The organism is Exiguobacterium indicum HHS 31 (assembly GCF_001939065.1).
Taxonomy (GTDB): Bacteria; Bacillota; Bacilli; order Exiguobacteriales; family Exiguobacteriaceae; genus Exiguobacterium_A; species Exiguobacterium_A indicum.
In genome coordinates this window covers 73917-93223 of sequence record NZ_MPSZ01000005.1, presented here as the reverse complement: position 1 = coordinate 93223, position 19307 = coordinate 73917, and the positions used below count along the sequence as shown (strand labels likewise).

Genomic DNA, 19307 nt, shown 5'->3' with positions numbered 1-19307 from the left:
TGAAATGTAAATGAAATTTTTTTGAAACGATTAGGGTGCTATAATCTATTTCAGATATGAGAGAAACTTGAATACTATAATAAAAAATGAAAATACATAAGTGAGGAAAACGATATATGCTAAAAAAACTAATTTCTACCATTGTTTTAGGGGCATTACTTACAACAGGTACACAACCGATCGCGGCAGCAACGATTAAAGAAAAAAAGGCAGAAAATGCCGCTGAACAACGTAAATTAGAAAAAGAGATTAAAAAGCAAGAAGCTAAAATTTCAAAAGAACAACGTCAAATCAATCGAATCGACGCAGCGATTAACGAAAAGATTTTCCAAGTTTCCGAAAAAAATAAACAAATTAAACAGTTAAGCAATCGAATCGATGAGTTAAAGGCAGACATCGTTCGTTACGAGGAGATGCTACAGAAGCAGGAAGAACTTCTCGGTGATCGTTTACGTGTTTTCCAAGAAAACGATGGAAACTCGATTAAGTGGGAAGAAGTCATTTTTGGATCAAAGGATTTAGGTGATTTATTCAGCCGAGTCATGGCGGGTAAAAAGATTGCTGAACAAGATGATAAAATGATTTCAGATTACATCGCGACACAAAAAAAATTAGCAGAAGCAAAACAAGCACTCGTTGAGAAAAAAGCGGAGCAAATGCAAGAAAAGAAAGTATTGCTTGAACAAAAAAAAGCGTTGAAAGCTCAAATGAAAGAGCGTAGTGCTACACTCAAAAAATTACGAAAAGGGAAGACGAAGTTTACGACAGAACTGTTAGACGCAAAAGAACTGCAAGCGACTCTCGAAGCGCAAGAACGTGCGATTGCGGCAGCGAAGGCAGCGGCTAAAGCAGCGGCTGAAAAAGCAGCAGCAGAGAAAGCGGCAGCTGAAAAAGCTGCTAAAGCAAGTGCTCAAGCAGCAAAACAAGCCAATAAGAATACAGAATCAACAAGTTCAGATACAACACCAATCGCTTCAGGTGGTGGGAAATTTGTCCGACCATCTTCTGGTGGGGTATCACAAGGGTTCGGACCAGCTAGTGGAGCAAACGGTTATACATTCCATAATGGCGTCGATTTCAAAGGTCCCGTCGGATCTCCGATCGTCGCAGCAGCAGCCGGAACCGTCATTACAGCATCAGGTGGTGGACCTTACGGAAACCACGTCATGATTTCGCATTTCTTGGATGGAAAAGTCTATACGACGGTTTACGCTCATATGAGCTCATTATCTGTTCATGCAGGACAAACGGTCTCTCAAGGTCAGCAAGTCGGAACACTTGGTAGTACAGGAAATTCAACAGGACCACACTTACATTTCGAACTACATGTCGGAGGTTATCAATATAGTGCTTCTTCTCCTCTGAATGCAGTGAATCCATTGGCATATCTGTAATCAAAAAACGGGCTTCGGCTCGTTTTTTTTTGCTGCTATGCTACAGTTAAGGCGAAACGAATACTTGAGCAACTAGGGGAGCTGGAGGAATCCGGCTGAGAGGAAAACCAATCTGTTTTCGACCCTATTACCTGAACTGGATAATACCAGCGTAGGAAAGTTGAGCCGAACGGATACCGGAATGCGTGTATAACGCTTTCGTATAGCGTCGACTGCTTTTTTACAGCGGTCGACGCTTTTTTTGTCGGTCACGACTCCCTTACATTGCTCGATGGGAAGGTGAAAAGAACATGAAACATGTACTGACGATTGCAGGATCCGACTCCGGTGGTGGAGCTGGGATTCAAGCAGATTTAAAAACCTTTTCGGCTTTAGGCGTTTATGGAATGAGCGTCCTGACAGCTGTCACGGCGCAAAATACACTGGGTGTTCAAGCGGTGGAAGAGTTATCTCCAGAAATCGTAGATGCCCAGTTAACGTCGATTTTCTCAGACATTCGTGTCGATGCGATCAAAATCGGAATGGTCTCGAATGCGCAGACGATTCGTGTCATTGCTACACATCTCCGCAAACAGACAGTTCCGATCATATTAGATCCCGTCATGGTCGCTAAAGGGGGACATGCCTTATTACGGACGGAAGCCGAACAAGCATTGATTTCGGAGCTTTTACCGCTTGCGACACTCGTCACACCAAATTTACCGGAAGCGGAGCGTTTAACAGGACGATCGGTCACCAATCTAGATGAAATGCGACTGGCGATGCATCAATTAGCTACACAGACAGGGGCAGTATTACTAAAAGGTGGACATCTCTCAGGAGCTGCGACGGATTTGTTGTTTGATGGGGAAGTAGAACACCGCTTCACATCGGAACGGTTAGACAATCAACATACTCATGGAACTGGTTGTACCTTATCTGCGGCGATTGCGGCGCGGATGGCGCTTGGAGAAGATTTGACAGATAGTGTAAGACAAGCAAAGAGCTATGTCACGGAGGCGATTCGTCATGGATTTGCTCTCGGACAAGGTATTGGACCGACACATCATTTTCATTCACTTTGGAGGGATACACATGTTTACGACCATTCTTGAACACAAACCACTCATTCACCATCTGACGAACACGGTAACGATCAACGACTGCGCAAACGTCACACTCGCTGTTGGAGCATCACCCGTCATGGCGGAAGACATTCGCGAAGTAGAAGAGATGGTTAGACTCGCGCAAGCCCTTGTCTTAAACATTGGTACGATCGATGCAGACATGCAAGCAGCTCAACGACTTGCAGCCCGTGAAGCGGGACGTTTGAATGTCCCGATCGTTCTTGATCCAGTTGGAGCAGGGGCAACGACATTACGTACTGCCTTTTCTAAAGAACTCATTGATCTCGGGTGTACGGTCATCAAAGGAAATACTTCTGAAATCAAGACGTTACTTGGGGAAGACGGACGAACTAAGGGAGTCGATGCTGCGGGAGATGCAATGATGGATCGAGAAAGTATTCGTGCATTCGCTCGCAAACACAAATCTGTCCTCGTCGTGACAGGTCCGAACGACTATATCACGGATGGAACGCGCGAAATGGAATTACATGTAGGAACACCTCGTCTAGGAGACATCACGGGTACGGGCTGTATGACGGCTTCCTTGATTGCGAGCTTCCTCGGCGCAGGATATACGGCGTTTGAGGCGGCTGTTCACGGAACATTCGTCATGGGAAAAGCAGGAGAACAAGCAGTCTCTGCGCAAGGTCTTGGTGATTTTAAACGAGAATTGTTCAATGCGATCAGCCTCATGACGGAGCAAGAACTGGTGGAGGTGACAGAACGTGTCAATTGATTACTCCATCTATGCAGTGACGGATCGTCGGTACCATCCTGGCGTCGCGATCGAGACGGTCGTTGAGGAAGCTGTTTTAGGTGGTGCGACGATCGTGCAACTACGAGAAAAAACCGCACAAGGAAAGGAATTCTACGATCAGGCAGTTCGGTTGAAGAGACTGACGGATCGACACGACATTCCTTTGATCATCAATGACCGGATCGATATCGCGTTACTCGTCGGAGCTGGTTTGCATATCGGACAAGAAGACATTCCTTTAACCGCAGCACGTCGCCTTTTACCAGATGCTGTAATTGGTATGTCGGTAGCCACTGTTGCACAAGCGATTGAAGCAGAACGAGACGGAGCCTCTTATTTAGGCGTGGGATCTCTATTTGCGACGTCATCCAAAGCGGACGCTGATTCCATGTCGCATACGATGCTTCAGGCGATTCGGGAAGCCGTACGATTACCTCTAATCGGTATTGGTGGAATCACAGCAACAAATGTCTCCACCCTTCCCATCCCGCTAGAAGGGTACGCCGTCATTTCAGAAATTTTCGCTAAAGAAGATCGGCAACTCGCTGCGCAGCAAATGACAGATGCTGTGCGAGAATGGCATCAATCACTTTAGAACAGGGTATAATCCGTTCAGAGGTGATTGTATTGAAATGGCAGACGATCCGTTTTCGCGGCTATTGGATTCGATATCGGTTAGAACCACAAATCATTCGAGTCGATAATCAGGGGATCTACCATCTAGGAAAAGTCTTATTTCCGCGTCCTAATCGTATATCTTATGAGATGGCCCTTTTATTGAAAGAAAAGTATGAAAGACGCTACAAACGTCCGTTGTATATTAAAACGAGCTCGATTGCGACGGAAATTTGGGGACATACTCATTTAGACATCTATTACCGGGTACTTCTTCGTCTACCGATTCCGACTCGGCTACGACAGCGCTATTCGAACCGATTAGAGAGTACGAAAATCATTGATATCGGCGTACGCGCTGTCGATCAAAATCGAATCGTCTGGGATATCGGAGATTATGTTGGAGGATGGTTCGTATTTTGGCTCATTCGTAGGCGCATGCGCTAAACTTGCAATGTTCTGTTTTCCCATGGTGCAATATAGGTAAAAACGAGGTGATGGACATGGATATTCCCCGTTGTGAAACGATTGCGATTGACGAACAACGTGCGTCTGAAATCGGACAAGTCGTGGATACGATCCCAACACTTGAAATCGGAAAGCTATTTAAGATTCTTTCGGATGCGACACGACTGCGAATCGTTTATGCGTTGACGATTGAAGAAGAACTATGCGTTTGTGATGTCTCAGCCTCTGTCGACTGTTCGATTGCGACGGCGTCTCACCATCTTCGGTCTTTGTTGAAACAAGGACTCGTCAAGTTCCGAAAAGAAGGCAAAGTCGTCTATTATTCCCTGGATGATCATCATGTCTCATCGCTTGTGCATATGGCTATGGAACATGTGCATGAGGGAAAAGCAGTACGTGAATGATTCTTTAGAATAACGAAAAGCGTAGCTATTGCTGCGCTTTTTTTGTTCATCTCGGATCGTTTTCCTAGGACAAGCATCGACCTCGTCCTGTCAATCAAGATGACGCCTCTATAATCTGAAGAGGCTGACTCGAAAAAAGAATAACTCATCTTTTCAGACCCTTTCCTCAGGCGAGACACAAGCTGGCTTTCTTGCTTCATTCCAGCAGAAAAGCAGGTCTCGTTCGTCTCTGATAGCGCAAAATCGCGCTTGTTCCTGTAGAAGTGGCGTGTGACGCGTCATTCTTTTTGTTACGAGATAAGGGTGGCAGAATGATGATCTGCCACCCTTATCTTTGTAAAGACTGACTTTTGAGTCAGCTCCTTTTTGTTTATTCTTGTGCTGATTTCTCTGATATGGCAGGAACGAAGCGATGGAAGAAAAAAATCGTTGCACTAATCATCAAAAAGGACAGAATTGACAGGCCGAGGCACATCCATTTATATGTAGCAATTAACGCATCCGATTGTTGTAATTTTGCCTGAAGCGTTCGATATAAATCATCTTTTACACGTGATAAGTCTTCAAGGATCGTCTGAGTCGTTTGAGTCGATTGTCTGGCGAGACGTTTTGCTGCTGCTGGACTTTGGCGTTCATATACGACGAAAACCCGTTCGATTTCTGACTCCCAGACATTGTTGCGACGAAGAAGATCTTTAATTGTTCCTGGAGTAGTCGAAGATTGATTCAGACTATTACGTAAGTCATGAATTTTCGAAGTCGAAAAATAATATTGTTCAATATAACGATTATCTTCGTACAATAAGAGGCCGCGGACTGCGTTTGCTCGATCTCGATTATGTTCAACCAACTGATCGACTTGATTAATTAACGGTATATCATGATCCTTCATCTGCGCTGTCATCGCCGCAATTGTCCGATAACCAGATAAGGCATAAATGATTGGTATAGAGGCAAATAAACTGATCAAAAGAATCAGCAGAACACGCTGACGCCATAGTGAGTGCATGCAATCATTCCTTTAAATAAAAAGACATGTCATTAGCTTAACTACTATTACAAGAAAAGTGAAGCCTGTCTATTTTTTGAATAGGGATAGGAAAGTAAGAAGTCAGTATTCTGAATAAAAAAGCAGGAAAGCTAGTGCAATCCGAGAAGCTGTTTTATGTAGAAGAAAAAGCGCAGCTTGGCTGCGCTTGGTTAAAACGAATAGGAATGTTCCTTATAGTTTCCGAAAACCGTATGAATTTCTGAGAATGTAACGAATGCATTTGGCTCAACGGAAGAGACGATCTCTTGCAAACGGACGATTTCATTATTTTGAACGACGACATAGACCATTTTTTTCGTTCGGTTGGAATATCCTCCACGTGCATCGAGAATCGTGACACCACGACCGAGTTCTTTTGTAATGACTTCATTGATTTCATCTGCTTTCTCACAAATGATGATACATTGCTTAGAAGCAGAATAGAAACTGTAAACCGTCTGAAGGGCTTTGGCGCGAACGAAGCTCATGATGAGCGCGTACATAACGTGTTTTAAGTCAAACACCCACCAAACAAGGATGTAGATGACAAGATCTTGCATCAGAAATATGCGAGGAAGTGGCCAGTTATGAAAACGAGCGAAGAAAAATTTTCCAAGAATATCAAGCCCTCCAGTTGAAGCACCACCGAAGAATATCAATGCCATCGCAAGTCCAGAGACTAGACCGGCAAAGATGGAGGCGACGAGCGGATCATTTAAAGATTCCGGAACAATTTGAGTCGGAATCCAGTCGATTAAAAAAGAGGAAGCAACGACGATGATGCCGGATAAGAACATGAACCGTTTACGCAGAAAACGAAAACCTAAAAGGAAGAGTGGGATGTTTAAAAGCAATTGCGTTAAACCGATTGGCGTGTGGAAGAGCTCTTGGATGATGAGTGTGATCCCCATGATACCGCCTGATCCGATATCATTTGGAGATAGTAGTAAACTGATGTAAAGGGAATAAAGCAATGTACCGATGATTAAAAAACTAATTTTTTCAACTCTCTTTTTCTGTGGGTGTGTTGTAGTCATGGCAATATGATGAGTGACCTCATGCTCCTCCTTCTGTGAGTATCTGCCTGCAAGAGTACGCCCATATGCATAAAATTTCAACCCTTCTTATGAAAAAAGATGAAAAAGGGTACGTTTTTTTAGGAAGGTGATGAAAATGAAAAAAACGTTCTTGCTTATTGGTTGTATTTGTTTAGTAATACTAATTGGTATTCGCATTTTTCAACCATCGGATGAAGAAAATCGAACGTCTATTTGGCATGATGGAGATCTCGTAGCGAGACAAGTGGGTGCTTCGATGATGAATACGGTAGCGGTTCGTCAATTAGCCGAACAACTTCCGTTCTCATCAGATTTAAAACAGGTAGATGTCGAAGGGGAATCGTTGCGGCTTGTTTATGAGGTTACAGGAAAAGAGCGACAAGCCTGGATTGGTACCGATACTGGAACACTACAAGTGAATCAGGATTTTTTGAAAGCTCGGTTATCTAAAGTGCTGATGCATCATACACTTGTTTTATTTTCAACGATTCCTGATTTGACCGATCTCGAAATTTACTACACGGATCCGTATTCAGGTGCAGATTTTACGATGGACCGGAAAACATTCGACGCCTACACTCCGACCGATATTGAACGAGCTACTTCCTCTTCTAGACGCTTTAATCGGGTCGTCATTGATGGTTATGTGCTCGATGCATCAAGGCGAAATACTTTCTTTGAACGCTTCGCATCACGACTACGAATTCAAACTAATTAGTTGTATAAAGCAAGAAAAGGCATTTTTCACAATCTCGACACAATGATATCGTTTACATCTCGTTCTTTTATAAAAACGATAAAACAGGTCTATTCAATACTTGAACATCTTTTAAGATGGAAGTATGATAATAAATGAACAAACATTGTGAAGTGTTGAACAAAAGAAAGAGAGGTTTCTACGATGAACGAGGTAGAAGCATTAGAAGGATTACGGAATAAAGCAATCAAGTCGACGCGCATGCTACAAATGCGTCCTCTCGAGTACTTAGTTCGTGCCATGCTAGCAGGGATTTTCATTGGATTTGCAATTATTTTTACCTTAAAAGCAATTAACGGTCTATATATGGCGGAGTCACCTGTTGCGACACTTGTTGGTGGACTGACCTTCGGAGTGGCACTCGTCCTGATCGTTTACGGTGGGGCAGAGCTGTTCACAGGAAATACGATGTATTTCACGACGGCGACGATGCGCGGCTATACGACGAAGATGGATACGATGAAGGTCTGGTTGATCTGTCTGATTGGAAATGGACTTGGAGGATTAGCATTTGCGCTACTCTTTTCTCAAACAGGAATCATCCAAGAGCTTGGTATGAACAACTGGTTATTTTCTGTCTCAGAAACGAAGATCCACCATACGACGTGGGAAATCTTCACACGAGCTATCTTCTGTAACTGGATGGTCTGTTTAGCGATTTTCATTCCAAAGAACATGAAGAATGAGTTGGCGCAGATCATGATGATGATGGTACTGGTCGCAGTCTTCTTCGCATCTGGATTTGATCACGTCATCGCCAATATGGCCTTGTTCTCCATTGCGTTAGTCGTACCACATCCGGATACGATCACATTTGCCGGAGCGATGCATAACCTGTTGCCAGCTTTAGCTGGAAACATCATTGGTGGAGCAGTCTTCATGGGAATGATCTATACGTGGCTGAATAAAGAAAAATTAGAAGTAGATGAATCACGTCAATCCACGACACCTGTTCATATTGCTTCGAAACAAAATGCATAATCAAAAAGCAGCTGTCGCGACAGCTGCTTTTTTCATTCATTCCATATGTTGAAAGCGATCGACGTCTGCAGCCAGTTCTTCGTAAATCGTCTCGACGATTTGTGCATCATCGAAGAGCCCGAGGACGTTATCGTCCGGTAAGGCGTCAACAGGAGACGTAAAGTACAGAACGGCCGTCAATAACAATTGTTCCTGCTCCGCATGCATTTCGAATTTTTTCTGATAGAGAGCACGAAGCATTTCAAGCAGTTGTTTTAATTGAAAATAAAGGACGAGTTCTGCCTCGCGTTCGATGTCCGAGCTTTCTGTAGACGCGATATCTTGCGTCAAGTGCGCAAGTCCGATTTCTGCTCGAACTAACAATTCTTGCTGTGCTTTTTCATCACCAACGAGGTCGAGTGCCTGTCGGTGAAAATACGTATAAGCCGATTTAAAATCGCCGGGTGTGAATTCCATGGTGATGCCTCCTTCTCTTCTCTTTCTAGTTTCGCCTTATTTCTTGCAAAATTGCAACTATTTCGTGAAAATAAAGATACAAGAAAGGGGATTACATAATGCCGACACAAGCAGAATTACAACAATACGCGTCTTTAGCCGTGCGTACGGGAATTAATCTACAACCAGGACAACAACTCGAGGTGCGTGCAGGAATCGAAAATTTGCCGCTCGTTCGTGAAATCACGCGTGTCGCCTACGAAGTAGGAGCTACGCAAGTATATGTACAATGGTCAGATGATGAGATGACGAAAATCCGTTATTTCGATGCACCGGAAGAGTCGTTTGATACGTTCCCGGATTGGTTAAAAGCACGTTACGACCAACTGGCAGAAGAAAAGACAGCGTTCTTATCGGTCGTCAGTGAAGATCCAGATTTATTGAATGGCGTGGACTCGAGCCGAATCGCACGTGCGAATAAAGCAGCCGGTGTCGCTCTTGCTAATTGGCGGAAGTTCGTCATGAGTGACAATGTCAGCTGGTGTGTCGTAGCAGCACCTTCTGAAAGCTGGGCGAAGAAAGTATTCCCTGATTCAGAGAATGCTGTTGAAGAGCTCTGGTCAGCTATTTTAAAGGCTACACGTGCCGATCAAGCGGATCCGGTCGCTGCATGGGCGGATCATGATCAGAATCTGCGTTCAAAAGCAAAATTCCTGACAGAGAAGAAATACAAAACATTGCACTACACAGCTCCAGGAACAGAATTATCAATCGAATTACCAGAACGTCATGTTTGGTTAGGTGGCGGTGGTCCGAATGCAGATGGTGTTGATTTCATCGCGAATCTGCCGACAGAAGAAGTGTTCACGTTACCGAAAAAGACAGGAGTCAACGGACACGTCTCGAGCACAAAACCGCTTAGCTATAGTGGGAACTTGATTGATGAGTTCACACTCTGGTTCGAGAACGGAAAAATCGTTAAAACGGAAGCGAAACAGGGTCAAGAAGCATTAGATGACTTGATTTCACTTGATGAAGGTGCACGTTATCTTGGAGAAGTTGCGCTCGTGCCACACCGTTCGCCGATTTCTGACTCGGGTATCCTATTCTATAATACATTGTTTGATGAAAATGCTTCATGCCACTTAGCGATTGGTCGTGCGTACTCGACGTGTCTCGAAAATGGTCCTAGCCTTTCAGCAGAAGAACTAGAAGCACAAGGCGCGAACGACTCGATGACGCATGTCGACTTCATGATTGGATCAGCGGATCTATCGATTGAAGGAGAACTTGCAGACGGAACGCGTGAATCAGTCATGCGTGACGGAAACTGGTCAATCTAAACGAACAAAAAGGTGAGTCCGAATACGGAGCTCACCTTTTCTTGTAAGATTCTTGTTATGCTTCTTCACCAATAATTTTCACTTCTGTCTCAAGTAAGATACCGAATTTTTCTTGAACCGTTTCTTGGACATGACGAATGAGCGCGATATAGTCGGATGCAGAGGCATTCTCGACGTTGACGATGAAACCAGCGTGTTTCTTGGACACTTCAGCGCCACCGATGCGTGTTCCCTGTAAGTTGCTATCTTGAATCAGCTTCCCTGCAAAATAGCCTTCTGGACGTTTAAAGACGCTACCACAAGAAGGGTACTCGAGTGGTTGTTTCGTTTCTCGCTTATGCGTCAAATCATCCATGACTTCCTTGATTAGTGCTGGGTCACCCTCTGTTAAGGCAAATCGACCTTCGAGGATGATGTATTCTTTCTTCGAGAAGCAACTTGTCCGGTATCCCAGTTCGAGTTCATCATGCGAAATGTTCAACAGTTCTCCTTGTCGTGTCAATACAGTAGCGCTATGGAGGCAATCCTTGACTTCACCACCGTATGCTCCCGCATTCATGATCAATGCGCCACCAATCGTTCCTGGAATCCCACAAGCGAATTCAAGACCGCTGAGCTGATGCGCGTAAGCTACACGAGACGCTTCGATGATTGCTGCACCACTTTGAGCAACGAGTTCATGTCCTTCAACCGAGATATCGGTTAACTTCTCAAAGGAGAGGACAATGCCGCGGATGCCGCCGTCACGTACGACAAGATTCGATCCGTTTCCAAGCAACGTCAAGGGAATACCTTGTTCGTAAGCATATCGGACGACAAAAGCCGTTTCTTCATAAGAGGTTGGAATGATGAATAAATCCGCGATTCCTCCCATTTTTGTATACGTATGATATTTTAAAGGTTCATTGATTAGTACGGACTCTTTTGAAATGCCTTCATACAGTCCCGTCATTACTTGTTCAGTCATTATGGTCTCAGTCCTTTTCATGAATTCCTACCAGCGCTCATGCGCTCAAAATATATTTTAACATTAATCGTGCGGTCGTTGTTCAACATACTGTTCCCAAAATACCGACTTATGCCGGGAATTGCAAGCACTAGGGAGTGAATGTCATCGATTAGTAATGAAAAATGTCACAAGGAAAGCAGAGTCAGGAAGAGGAATGAAGCGAAAAGAACTCGGGAAAAGAGAAGTATAGAAGGAGGCGATGACGATGGAAAGTGAACGTTTATGGATGCGACCGTTCGAAGAAGAGGATTTCAGTTTTTATAAGTCGCTTGTCCAAAATGAGCAAGTCATGCGTTATATCAATGGAGGTACTGCCCTGAGTGAAGATGAAGCACGAGAGTGGTTCGAACGGCAATTGGAGCGATACTCGGATGAGCGACAAACTGGTTTTTTGCTGTTATTCAAAAAAGAAACGAATGAACCGATTGGTTTCGCCGGATTATTGATGCAGGAAGTGGATGGAATTGAAGAATTAGAAGTCGGTTATTGGCTCGAACCGAAGCACTGGAAAGTCGGTTATGGTCGTGAAGCAGCGAAACAACTAATGATGGAGGCGTTCAACCGAGGGCATGATCGAATCATCTCGATCATTCATCCCGATAATCATGCTTCGCAAAATGTCGCTCGCGTAAACGGGCTGAACTGGGAAAAAGATACGGTGTTTAGAGGCATTCCTGTCACGATTTACGCTGGACAACTATCACGACTTTGTCGTAACTAAAGAGGAGAGTTTTTATGTACGAATTTAACTTCGCGTCTTTTCACTCCATGACACCTGATACCTTATATGCACTTTTGAAATTACGGACGGATATCTTCGTCGTCGAGCAGGAGTGCGCGTATCCGGAGCTAGATGATCAAGATCAACAAGCGACACACCTAATCGTCCGGAGTGAGAGTGGTCAAATCGTCGGATGTCTTCGGATGTACGATCACCCGACAAAAGGAGTCGCGATTGGACGGGTAGCCGTTCATCGTGCACACCGGTCGGTTGGGTTAGCGAGACAAATGATGGAGAAAGCGATGGTTCATTTGCAGAAAGAAGCTGCGATCTACTTACAGGCACAAGCACACCTAGAAGGGTTTTACGGATCGTTTGGTTTCGAAACCGTATCCGACCCTTATTTAGAAGATGATATTCCACATGTGGACATGCAGTTTCACGCAAAGGATTCAAAAAAAGACTTCACGTCGACGATCGATGAACCGATGAATAAGTAGAATGAACTTTTTCGGAGGTGGATCAGTCATGAAGAAAGTGCTGGTCATTTTCGCTCTTAGTCTAATTGGTATCCTATCTTTAGGAGTCGGTATTTCGTATGCTCAATTGCAGGGGAACTATCGTGACTCTGAAAAAGAGTTGATGACGATTTTAGAGCGGCAACATGATTTATCAGCTTCCTCCTTTCTTGAAGTGCGCGCATCATTCTCTTTACGACATCGACAAATCATACACGTTCGACTTCGGGGTGAACCTGCCATCACATATGAGTTCATTCAGCCAAAGGATGAAATCGAATACCTGGGGTCTGTCGGAACAAGTGTTGAAAAGACAGGAAAACAAGATGCCGTCTTTCGAAACGCTCATTTAAAAGTCGGTAAAAAATAAAAAATGGAGGATCTTCCTGAAACGACGGAAGATTCTCCATTTTTTGCTTTCAAGACGATAGGATATTGCGTACACTACGAAGAGATACTGGAATGAGGAGGTCGAGGGAATCATGTGGAAACCCTTTATAAAAAATCAATCAATTGCACCGGCGTTACAAGCCTTCCGGGAACTTGACATCGAAATGTTTCGGACACATGTTGCCCAACTGAACGATGCGGAACAACAGGCCTTACAATTCATTAAGCGGGCGCTAGAGCAGGATTCACCTGCTCATTTAAAAATAGCGCTTGAAATGAAACAACCACTCGTCGAAGTCGATCGTCTGTTTCAAACACTCGTCACGTGTCAAAATCGTCAGCAGTTACTCGAAATGCTGCTAGCATACGGTCTAGACGTCAATCAAGTCTATACACTTGAAGGGCATCGATCGATCGTCCGCCAACCCCTTCACTTTCCGGTAGGTCTATATGCGGCGCGCCATTCCGAGTTGTGGGCACTTGTTGCTGAAAAGCTGGACTTTACTTATACGATGCATCTTCAACGCAGTGATCAATTCATGGAGACGCATGAATTGAATCTACTTGATCTCGTCTTATTGCTCGATATCGAAGAGGAGTTGACGGTTCGAGTGCTGGATCAGCTGTGCGAATGCAAGGCGACCGTTGGACTTGCAGAACGATTACAACGTCCCGCTTCACCATTGTTACTAAAGACGATTGAGGCGGATGCCTATCTAGCGACGTTTGTTTATGCTAAACATTATTTCCCGTTTTATGCGCTGATCGGACGACAAACCGTACTGTTCCAATCTTTATTGAACCGTGTGATGCAAGCGTCCATTGCTTCTGAAATGATTGAAGATGCCTTGCTTGCTTTTCATAACCATCAACCTGGACTTGCTTTGACATGGGGAGACGCCTACATCGAACAATTATACGAGATGGGGCTAGTGCTTCTTAAAACGGGTCATGTTGATTTTCGAGAAATGGATGCGGAGTATGTGTTGCCTGAATACGATGAAGTGATTGAACGATTACGTGGTTAACGATTTATTTTGAACTTGAAACGTATGCCAATGAGAAAAAAGTTGGATATCGCAAAATGTACTTTTTTGGTATAGTCTCAACACATCTAAGTTTGTGGAATGAAAAATGGTTTCGAACGTCTTGATGTTTGCTTTACACAATTTGGCTTGAAAGGTATCTAAAATTCGCCGACCGTAACCTTGATATTTCAACTCGGGCAAACACGTGATTTCAAGGAGACGAATCGTACGACCATATTTTTGATAGAGCAGTGTACCGATCACTAATTGTTGGTCGTATATTAAATAAGGTGATGTGTTTGAATGGCTGAATTGTTCATAATGTTCTTGATGATATGGAAAAAGATGATCACATCCTTTTATAGAGTGATTTCGAAGAGTGAGGTATAATTCTTGATTACGGGCATGTATAGGTTGAAAGCGTAAAGATGATACACGGTCATTTGAAATTCCGATTAAGCGAAATTGTTCAGCAGAAAGTGTATATCCGAGTGTTTTCCAAACCGATGATAGCGCACCATCTTGAGGCGGAACGACCTGTACTTTAATTTGTTGGGCACCTTGACGAACAAGATACTCATGTAAGTGTTTCGCAAGAAGGTGAAATGCGGAGATATTTGAGTAGGCACCGTTCATCAGACAAGTCATTTCATTTGAAATACGATAACCAAGAGTCGCATAGACTAGATCATGTTTGAGATAAACGAATTGATGACCTTCAAGTAATTGAAAAAAAGGAATGTCGTGTGCCCATTGATTATGTTGTAATAGTTGGTGAACATGTCGTTTTTGATTCCGTGACAGTTGATTATAATGTACGATAGACAAAATCATAGTCCTCCCTTAATTATATGAAGTTTATTCACCTATTATTTTACAGTAAATTAAAGGTATTTATATATTGTTTTTGAAACGGAAAGTAGATGGATTATTTAAGAAAATGAGGTTAATTGATTATGAAATATCTTTGGGGCGTGATTGGATTAACACTCTTTTTACTTCTCGCTGATGCGACAGTAGGAGAAGCAAAGGATTATGACGAGCCTGATATCAGTATGTCTACGACATACGGCGATTATGGAGCACAAAGTCATATTATCGTCGATCGAAAAGAACCGATCTATGAAGGGTTCGATTCACCGAACGACATGGCATTCCTATTCGCTTGTATTGCATTACTCGCAACAGTTGGACTTGGCATCGTCAATGCCTCCGATTGAAATGAATCTGACTAATAAAAGGCAAGTGACGAATCCATCGTCACTTGCCTTTTATTGTCTACTACGTGTGATCAAGAAGAATCTACTCTTAGAAATGAATTCGTTTTTTTCGACCAACGCGTGCCATTCGTTCGTGTTCTTGTTCGAGTCCGGCTCGTTCGAGGAGATCGAGGTAATAGCGAAACGGAGTCGAGCGATGCGAAAAATATGGGATATATTCAGTGAAAAGCATCGTCTCCGCTCGATCTAACGCGCGTAGGGAAATGAGAGCATGTAGCTCTGCGAAACGAATTTCTTGATAGGTGGATAAAGCGTCTGCATCAATCCGAACATGCGACTGTAGTTTTTTAGCATGCGCATTCAAGCAATGGATATATGCTTCTTGATGTTCGGGTTTCTCGCAATGGGCAAGTACGGCAAGCAAAAGGTCACTGCGCTCGGTATCGACGTCCATCGGAACCTTCAACGCTGTATAGAGGGCGCGTTCCATCCACTCGACACCATGACTATCATTTTTATAATAGCCGACTAATTCTTGAAAAAAATCGACTTGCGAGACTTTCAATAATCGAAACGGATCATTACTTAAAAATAAAGGTTCTTCCCCGGCAGCCGACGAAAGAAGAAAGAAAAATTCCTCAAAGGCAATCCGGGTTCCGTTTTTACGATGAGCGTAATGGCGTAAATGCTTCAACAGGCGTTTTGCGGTGATATACCAATTCTTTTGTTCGCGAAGCGGTACGATCGTATTTGGCTCAAGGTACTGGAGATCGTATGCTAATTGAATAAACCGTTCCGTCTGAGCAATCGTCTGTTCGACGGTCGGTTGTTCCTGTTCTTTTTGCAAATCCTTATACTTCACGAACTGTGTCAACATGGCGTCGAACTCTTTCTCTTCGATGACTTGTCTCGGGAGTTGACGATAGATTTCGACGATGATATCGCGAAGGGTCGTATCGCCATATTGTTCTAGTAAGAGTCGCAGTTTCCGTATTCTCATGATCGCCCTCCTTCGCAAGAAAAGCACAGTACAACACTATTCAATTCCCGCTTTTTTCATAAACCGAACCTCTTCATTTGCGCTTTTTAGTCAGAGACGACTATCTTAAATAAGAAGACTCATTACAGAAGGGGACGATTACACATGAATGAAACCATTCAACATTTACTCAACCACCGGTCAATCCGGAAATTCAAACAACATCAATTAGACGAAGAGACGATTGAAACACTCATAAAAGCCGCACAAGCTGCCTCGACATCCTCTTATCAGCAAGCCTATGCGATCATCGGTGTCGAAGACGAAGGATTGAAACGACAATTAGTCGACGTTGCAAGTGGTCAACGATATGTGGCAGAAAACAGTTACTTCTTCGTCTTTTGTATGGATTACCACAAACATACGTTAGCGGCAGAACTAGCAGGAGGCGACGTGAGCCGGACGATCGAGACGACGGAAGCGCTTGTCGTAGGGGCTGTCGATGCGGGACTTGCCGCTCAAAATTTAGTCGTAGCTGCCGAGTCGCTCGGCTACGGAACGGTCTACATCGGTTCACTACGAAATGATGCTCGTCGTGTCAGCGAACTCTTACAACTTCCAGATCACGTCGTACCATTATTCGGAGTCGCGGTCGGTCTTCCGGATCAACAACCGGGTAAAAAACCCCGCCTTCCGATGGATGCGGTCTTCCACCGGAATACGTATACTGATGACGATACGATGCGTGAGTTACTGACAGGATACGAAGAGTCAACGTCATCGTATTACGGAGAACGGACCGGTGGTCAACGGACAGAAGGGTGGGTCAAACAGATGGCTGCCTCGATGCACGAACCGAAACGGACGTATCTCCGCGAGTTCTTGAAAGAGAAACAGATCGCAAAAGATTGATACGGAGGTATCTGAATGGCAGAACATCAACCACACCGCTCTCGCTTGGAGCGACGACGTATGCAGTTAGAAGAGCAAGCTAGACAAGAAGAAGAACAGGCTAGGCAAGAAGAAGCTTTTTCGAAAGCGTACGCGCCGGACGAATCATTTTCTCAACAATCCTTTGAGAAGCAGCAAGAACCGGCTACGTATCATCGATATGTCGAAGAGCAACCGCGAGATCGAAAAAGTACATCGCGTCGTTCCGGAAGCGGCATGCTTAAACAGGTCGCACAGATGATCGGGGGTGCCGGATCACGGTTGTTTGCTAATCGGGAACGCTCGAGACGCCCGAGGAAGGCGGGGCGATCAGAGCAATCGGTACAGCAGAATCCTGACGTCTCTTCACGCGAAGCTCATCCTAAAAAAATCAAGAAAAAACGTCGTTTTAAACGAAAGCTTCTTGGACTATTTTTATTGTTGCTCATCGCATTCGTTCTTTTTGCTTCACAACCATTCACGTTCTTATTGATCGGTAGTGATGCACGACCTGGAGAGTCGTTGCGTGGATCACGTTCAGACTCCCTGTCGGTCATGCAATTCATTCCACTTTCTCGAACGATTCAACTGACGTCGATTCCTCGAGATACGTATACACCGATTTCCTGTGAGAATGGAAAGAAGGATAAAATCACACATGCCTTTGCCTTCGGTGGAGAAGAATGTACGCAAGATGCTGTTTCGGGTCTACTCGATGAAGAGATCGATGGAAAGATCGTCATCTCCTTCGATAGTTTCATCGGATTAGTGGATCAAATCGGCGGAATCGACCTTGTCTCGACAGGAACATTCTCCGAGCAGGATGCGAGTGGGAAAGCAAATCAGTATTCATTCCAAAAAGGGAAGGAATATCATATGGATGGCGCGATGGCACTTGCCTATTCGAGACATCGAAAAACGGATAATGACGGAGCGCGCGCGAATCGTCAGTCGGAAGTCATCCAAGCCGTCGCGACACACTTGATGAAGCCGACTGGATGGTCGAAAATTCCAGCAGCGCACACGTATATGAAAGAAGAGATGAACCTTGATTTAAGTGTCCGCGAGATGGCGACGGCAGGGTTATCGATTGCCTTGATGTCAGAACGAAAACATTATGAAATCGAAGCCGTCAGCCAACGACTGAACGGGATTTTCTATGACTTACCGAATGAGAAGGCACTGCAAGAACTACGTGATCAGCTCGATACGACGTTTTATGGCACATTGAAGAACTAATGGGGAGGGGTTTCCTTCCGTTCATTGCGGGTATAAATTGATGTACGTTGCTCCTTTGGTGGATTGTTTTAGGTTATCTCTGAAATCGACGATTTTTGGACATGACATCATGACATTCCACGAAGGTGACTAACTTATCGAGGAGGGACCCCCCATATGAAAGTACTAGTCGTAGGTGCATCCGGTACGATTGGAGCGCGCGTCGTCAAATCGCTTGCCAAGGGTCATCAGGTCACGGTCATCGTTCGTCATGAACATCTGGTGGAACGATTCGAAAAACTCGGTGTCAAGGCGCATTACGTCGATATCGAAACAGAACTCGAAAAAGTCATTGAGCACGGAGTCGCAGGGCAGGATGCAGTCATTTGTGCGGCGACCGCAGGAGTAGACGGCGAAGCAACTGAAATAGAACTGCTGGATCGAACAGTCGCTTTGAAAACAATTGATGCAGCTAAAAAAGCGCGAGTACGTCATTTCGTGCTACTGAGCGCTTATGGTGCAGATCGACCTGAGCAATTCAAGAAAGATGTCTATCCGTTCTACGCTGCTAAGAATGCAGCAGAGGAACAGATTGAACATAGTGGTTTGACGTATACGATCATTTGTCCGGTTGCCATCACAACAGGTGAAGGGCGTGGCTTGATTGAAGCCGATGAAGATTTGAAGGACACGAAGGACGCGACGATTTCGGAAACGGATGTCGCATCGATCCTCGTTGCTTCTGTCGATAATCGATCGGTATTCAATCGACGTCTAGAAGTCAAGGAAGGGAAGACTTCCTTGAATGAGGCCTTAGGGGGAGCGGAAGCTGTCGGTAGCGTTAAAGATAACCGTCAAGTCAAAAAACAATTACCACGTTTTAACTAACTGTTTGTCTCGTTAAAACGTGAATTCTCTAAAATGAAGCGAACTCATTTCCGCGTAT

General features: G+C 44.3%; 23 protein-coding genes and 1 riboswitch. Of the genes, 17 read left to right on the top strand and 6 right to left on the bottom strand.

Annotation, left to right across the window (positions count from 1 at the left end; all coding sequences use genetic code 11):
* Positions 1–116 precede the first annotated feature (116 nt).
* The 6 genes from N179_RS12415 to N179_RS12390 all read left to right on the top strand — a co-directional run bounded on the left by N179_RS12415 (position 117) and on the right by N179_RS12390 (position 4744).
* Complete coding sequence (locus N179_RS12415; RefSeq protein WP_023467186.1) at positions 117–1394, top strand: murein hydrolase activator EnvC family protein; 1278 nt, start codon at positions 117–119, stop codon at positions 1392–1394.
* Between the two features lie 64 nt (positions 1395–1458).
* A riboswitch (TPP riboswitch) is annotated at positions 1459–1569 on the top strand.
* A gap of 115 nt (positions 1570–1684) precedes the next feature.
* Positions 1685–2488, top strand: a complete 804-nt coding sequence (gene thiD / locus N179_RS12410) for a bifunctional hydroxymethylpyrimidine kinase/phosphomethylpyrimidine kinase (protein ID WP_023467188.1) — start codon at positions 1685–1687, stop codon at positions 2486–2488.
* On the top strand, positions 2469–3236 hold the full coding sequence (thiM, locus tag N179_RS12405) for a hydroxyethylthiazole kinase (protein WP_075642963.1): 768 nt from the start codon (positions 2469–2471) through the stop codon (positions 3234–3236). Before thiD ends, thiM begins: the two co-directional genes overlap by 20 nt.
* Positions 3226–3852 (top strand): thiamine phosphate synthase, encoded by a 627-nt coding sequence (thiE, locus tag N179_RS12400; protein ID WP_075642962.1) that lies wholly within the window; start codon positions 3226–3228, stop codon positions 3850–3852. Before thiM ends, thiE begins: the two co-directional genes overlap by 11 nt.
* A gap of 23 nt (positions 3853–3875) precedes the next feature.
* A complete protein-coding gene (locus N179_RS12395) occupies positions 3876–4319 on the top strand; it encodes a hypothetical protein (protein WP_238987955.1) in 444 nt (147 codons plus the stop codon).
* A gap of 56 nt (positions 4320–4375) precedes the next feature.
* A complete protein-coding gene (locus N179_RS12390) occupies positions 4376–4744 on the top strand; it encodes an ArsR/SmtB family transcription factor (RefSeq protein WP_041254995.1) in 369 nt (122 codons plus the stop codon).
* Between the two features lie 370 nt (positions 4745–5114).
* On the opposite strand, the gene N179_RS12385 is transcribed toward N179_RS12390, so the two are convergent.
* Positions 5115–5753: a CHASE3 domain-containing protein gene (locus tag N179_RS12385; RefSeq protein WP_035398843.1), complete on the bottom strand. Its 639-nt coding sequence runs from the start codon at positions 5751–5753 to the stop codon at positions 5115–5117.
* A gap of 191 nt (positions 5754–5944) precedes the next feature.
* A complete protein-coding gene (locus N179_RS12380) occupies positions 5945–6811 on the bottom strand; it encodes a YitT family protein (protein WP_023467195.1) in 867 nt (288 codons plus the stop codon).
* 136 nt (positions 6812–6947) lie between these two features.
* Here N179_RS12380 and N179_RS12375 point away from each other — a divergent pair, with 136 nt between their 5' ends.
* Both N179_RS12375 and N179_RS12370 read left to right on the top strand, forming a co-directional pair.
* Positions 6948–7550: a hypothetical protein gene (locus N179_RS12375; protein ID WP_055966647.1), complete on the top strand. Its 603-nt coding sequence runs from the start codon at positions 6948–6950 to the stop codon at positions 7548–7550.
* Positions 7551–7733: 183 nt separating this feature from the next.
* Positions 7734–8570 (top strand): formate/nitrite transporter family protein, encoded by an 837-nt coding sequence (locus N179_RS12370; protein WP_023467197.1) that lies wholly within the window; start codon positions 7734–7736, stop codon positions 8568–8570.
* Positions 8571–8606: 36 nt separating this feature from the next.
* On the opposite strand, the gene N179_RS12365 is transcribed toward N179_RS12370, so the two are convergent.
* On the bottom strand, positions 8607–9026 hold the full coding sequence (locus N179_RS12365; protein ID WP_023467198.1) for a YkvA family protein: 420 nt from the start codon (positions 9024–9026) through the stop codon (positions 8607–8609).
* Positions 9027–9124: 98 nt separating this feature from the next.
* Here N179_RS12365 and N179_RS12360 point away from each other — a divergent pair, with 98 nt between their 5' ends.
* Positions 9125–10348 (top strand): aminopeptidase, encoded by a 1224-nt coding sequence (locus N179_RS12360; protein WP_075642961.1) that lies wholly within the window; start codon positions 9125–9127, stop codon positions 10346–10348.
* A 55-nt stretch (positions 10349–10403) separates the two neighbouring features.
* Here the strand turns inward: N179_RS12360 and murB are convergent, their stop codons facing one another.
* The gene (gene murB / locus N179_RS12355) at positions 10404–11315 is read right to left on the bottom strand and encodes a UDP-N-acetylmuramate dehydrogenase (RefSeq protein WP_035398835.1); all 912 of its coding nucleotides are present in this window, start codon (positions 11313–11315) and stop codon (positions 10404–10406) included.
* A 247-nt stretch (positions 11316–11562) separates the two neighbouring features.
* Between murB and N179_RS12350 the strand changes: the two genes are divergently transcribed.
* The 4 genes from N179_RS12350 to N179_RS12335 all read left to right on the top strand — a co-directional run bounded on the left by N179_RS12350 (position 11563) and on the right by N179_RS12335 (position 14014).
* On the top strand, positions 11563–12078 hold the full coding sequence (locus N179_RS12350; protein ID WP_023467201.1) for a GNAT family N-acetyltransferase: 516 nt from the start codon (positions 11563–11565) through the stop codon (positions 12076–12078).
* A 14-nt stretch (positions 12079–12092) separates the two neighbouring features.
* Positions 12093–12578: a GNAT family N-acetyltransferase gene (locus tag N179_RS12345; protein ID WP_055966650.1), complete on the top strand. Its 486-nt coding sequence runs from the start codon at positions 12093–12095 to the stop codon at positions 12576–12578.
* A 28-nt stretch (positions 12579–12606) separates the two neighbouring features.
* A complete protein-coding gene (locus N179_RS12340; RefSeq protein WP_050678267.1) occupies positions 12607–12966 on the top strand; it encodes a hypothetical protein in 360 nt (119 codons plus the stop codon).
* A gap of 112 nt (positions 12967–13078) precedes the next feature.
* A complete protein-coding gene (locus tag N179_RS12335) occupies positions 13079–14014 on the top strand; it encodes a hypothetical protein (protein WP_023467204.1) in 936 nt (311 codons plus the stop codon).
* Here the strand turns inward: N179_RS12335 and N179_RS12330 are convergent.
* Positions 14003–14842, bottom strand: a complete 840-nt coding sequence (locus N179_RS12330; protein WP_035398871.1) for a GNAT family N-acetyltransferase — start codon at positions 14840–14842, stop codon at positions 14003–14005. The genes N179_RS12335 and N179_RS12330 overlap by 12 nt on opposite strands.
* Positions 14843–14970: 128 nt before the next feature.
* Between N179_RS12330 and N179_RS12325 the strand changes: the two genes are divergently transcribed.
* Positions 14971–15234, top strand: coding sequence for a hypothetical protein (locus N179_RS12325; RefSeq protein ID WP_023467206.1), 264 nt, complete (start codon positions 14971–14973; stop codon positions 15232–15234).
* Positions 15235–15322: 88 nt separating this feature from the next.
* Here N179_RS12325 and N179_RS12320 read toward each other — a convergent pair whose 3' ends face one another.
* A complete protein-coding gene (locus N179_RS12320; protein WP_023467207.1) occupies positions 15323–16234 on the bottom strand; it encodes a hypothetical protein in 912 nt (303 codons plus the stop codon).
* Between the two features lie 144 nt (positions 16235–16378).
* Here N179_RS12320 and nfsA point away from each other — a divergent pair, with 144 nt between their 5' ends.
* From nfsA to N179_RS12305, 3 genes are all read left to right on the top strand, one after another.
* Positions 16379–17125, top strand: coding sequence for an oxygen-insensitive NADPH nitroreductase (nfsA, locus tag N179_RS12315; RefSeq protein ID WP_023467208.1), 747 nt, complete (start codon positions 16379–16381; stop codon positions 17123–17125).
* A 15-nt stretch (positions 17126–17140) separates the two neighbouring features.
* Positions 17141–18382: an LCP family protein gene (locus tag N179_RS12310; RefSeq protein WP_023467209.1), complete on the top strand. Its 1242-nt coding sequence runs from the start codon at positions 17141–17143 to the stop codon at positions 18380–18382.
* Positions 18383–18538: 156 nt separating this feature from the next.
* Complete coding sequence (locus tag N179_RS12305) at positions 18539–19249, top strand: NAD(P)H-binding protein (RefSeq protein ID WP_023467211.1); 711 nt, start codon at positions 18539–18541, stop codon at positions 19247–19249.
* Positions 19250–19307 lie beyond the last annotated feature (58 nt).

Excerpts from the sequence above, each read along its gene's own strand:
- N179_RS12415 (WP_023467186.1), top strand. The coding sequence starts at position 117 with ATGCTAAAAAAACTAATTTCTACCATTGTTTTAGGGGCATTACTTACA.
- thiD (WP_023467188.1), top strand. The coding sequence starts at position 1,685 with ATGAAACATGTACTGACGATTGCAGGATCCGACTCCGGTGGTGGAGCT.
- thiM (WP_075642963.1), top strand. The coding sequence starts at position 2,469 with ATGTTTACGACCATTCTTGAACACAAACCACTCATTCACCATCTGACG.
- N179_RS12390 (WP_041254995.1), top strand. The coding sequence starts at position 4,376 with ATGGATATTCCCCGTTGTGAAACGATTGCGATTGACGAACAACGTGCG.
- N179_RS12385 (WP_035398843.1), bottom strand. The coding sequence starts at position 5,753 with ATGCACTCACTATGGCGTCAGCGTGTTCTGCTGATTCTTTTGATCAGT.
- N179_RS12380 (WP_023467195.1), bottom strand. The coding sequence starts at position 6,811 with ATGACTACAACACACCCACAGAAAAAGAGAGTTGAAAAAATTAGTTTT.
- N179_RS12375 (WP_055966647.1), top strand. The coding sequence starts at position 6,948 with ATGAAAAAAACGTTCTTGCTTATTGGTTGTATTTGTTTAGTAATACTA.
- N179_RS12370 (WP_023467197.1), top strand. The coding sequence starts at position 7,734 with ATGAACGAGGTAGAAGCATTAGAAGGATTACGGAATAAAGCAATCAAG.
- N179_RS12365 (WP_023467198.1), bottom strand. The coding sequence starts at position 9,026 with ATGGAATTCACACCCGGCGATTTTAAATCGGCTTATACGTATTTTCAC.
- N179_RS12360 (WP_075642961.1), top strand. The coding sequence starts at position 9,125 with ATGCCGACACAAGCAGAATTACAACAATACGCGTCTTTAGCCGTGCGT.
- murB (WP_035398835.1), bottom strand. The coding sequence starts at position 11,315 with ATGACTGAACAAGTAATGACGGGACTGTATGAAGGCATTTCAAAAGAG.
- N179_RS12350 (WP_023467201.1), top strand. The coding sequence starts at position 11,563 with ATGGAAAGTGAACGTTTATGGATGCGACCGTTCGAAGAAGAGGATTTC.
- N179_RS12345 (WP_055966650.1), top strand. The coding sequence starts at position 12,093 with ATGTACGAATTTAACTTCGCGTCTTTTCACTCCATGACACCTGATACC.
- N179_RS12340 (WP_050678267.1), top strand. The coding sequence starts at position 12,607 with ATGAAGAAAGTGCTGGTCATTTTCGCTCTTAGTCTAATTGGTATCCTA.
- N179_RS12335 (WP_023467204.1), top strand. The coding sequence starts at position 13,079 with ATGTGGAAACCCTTTATAAAAAATCAATCAATTGCACCGGCGTTACAA.
- N179_RS12325 (WP_023467206.1), top strand. The coding sequence starts at position 14,971 with ATGAAATATCTTTGGGGCGTGATTGGATTAACACTCTTTTTACTTCTC.
- N179_RS12320 (WP_023467207.1), bottom strand. The coding sequence starts at position 16,234 with ATGAGAATACGGAAACTGCGACTCTTACTAGAACAATATGGCGATACG.
- nfsA (WP_023467208.1), top strand. The coding sequence starts at position 16,379 with ATGAATGAAACCATTCAACATTTACTCAACCACCGGTCAATCCGGAAA.
- N179_RS12310 (WP_023467209.1), top strand. The coding sequence starts at position 17,141 with ATGGCAGAACATCAACCACACCGCTCTCGCTTGGAGCGACGACGTATG.
- N179_RS12305 (WP_023467211.1), top strand. The coding sequence starts at position 18,539 with ATGAAAGTACTAGTCGTAGGTGCATCCGGTACGATTGGAGCGCGCGTC.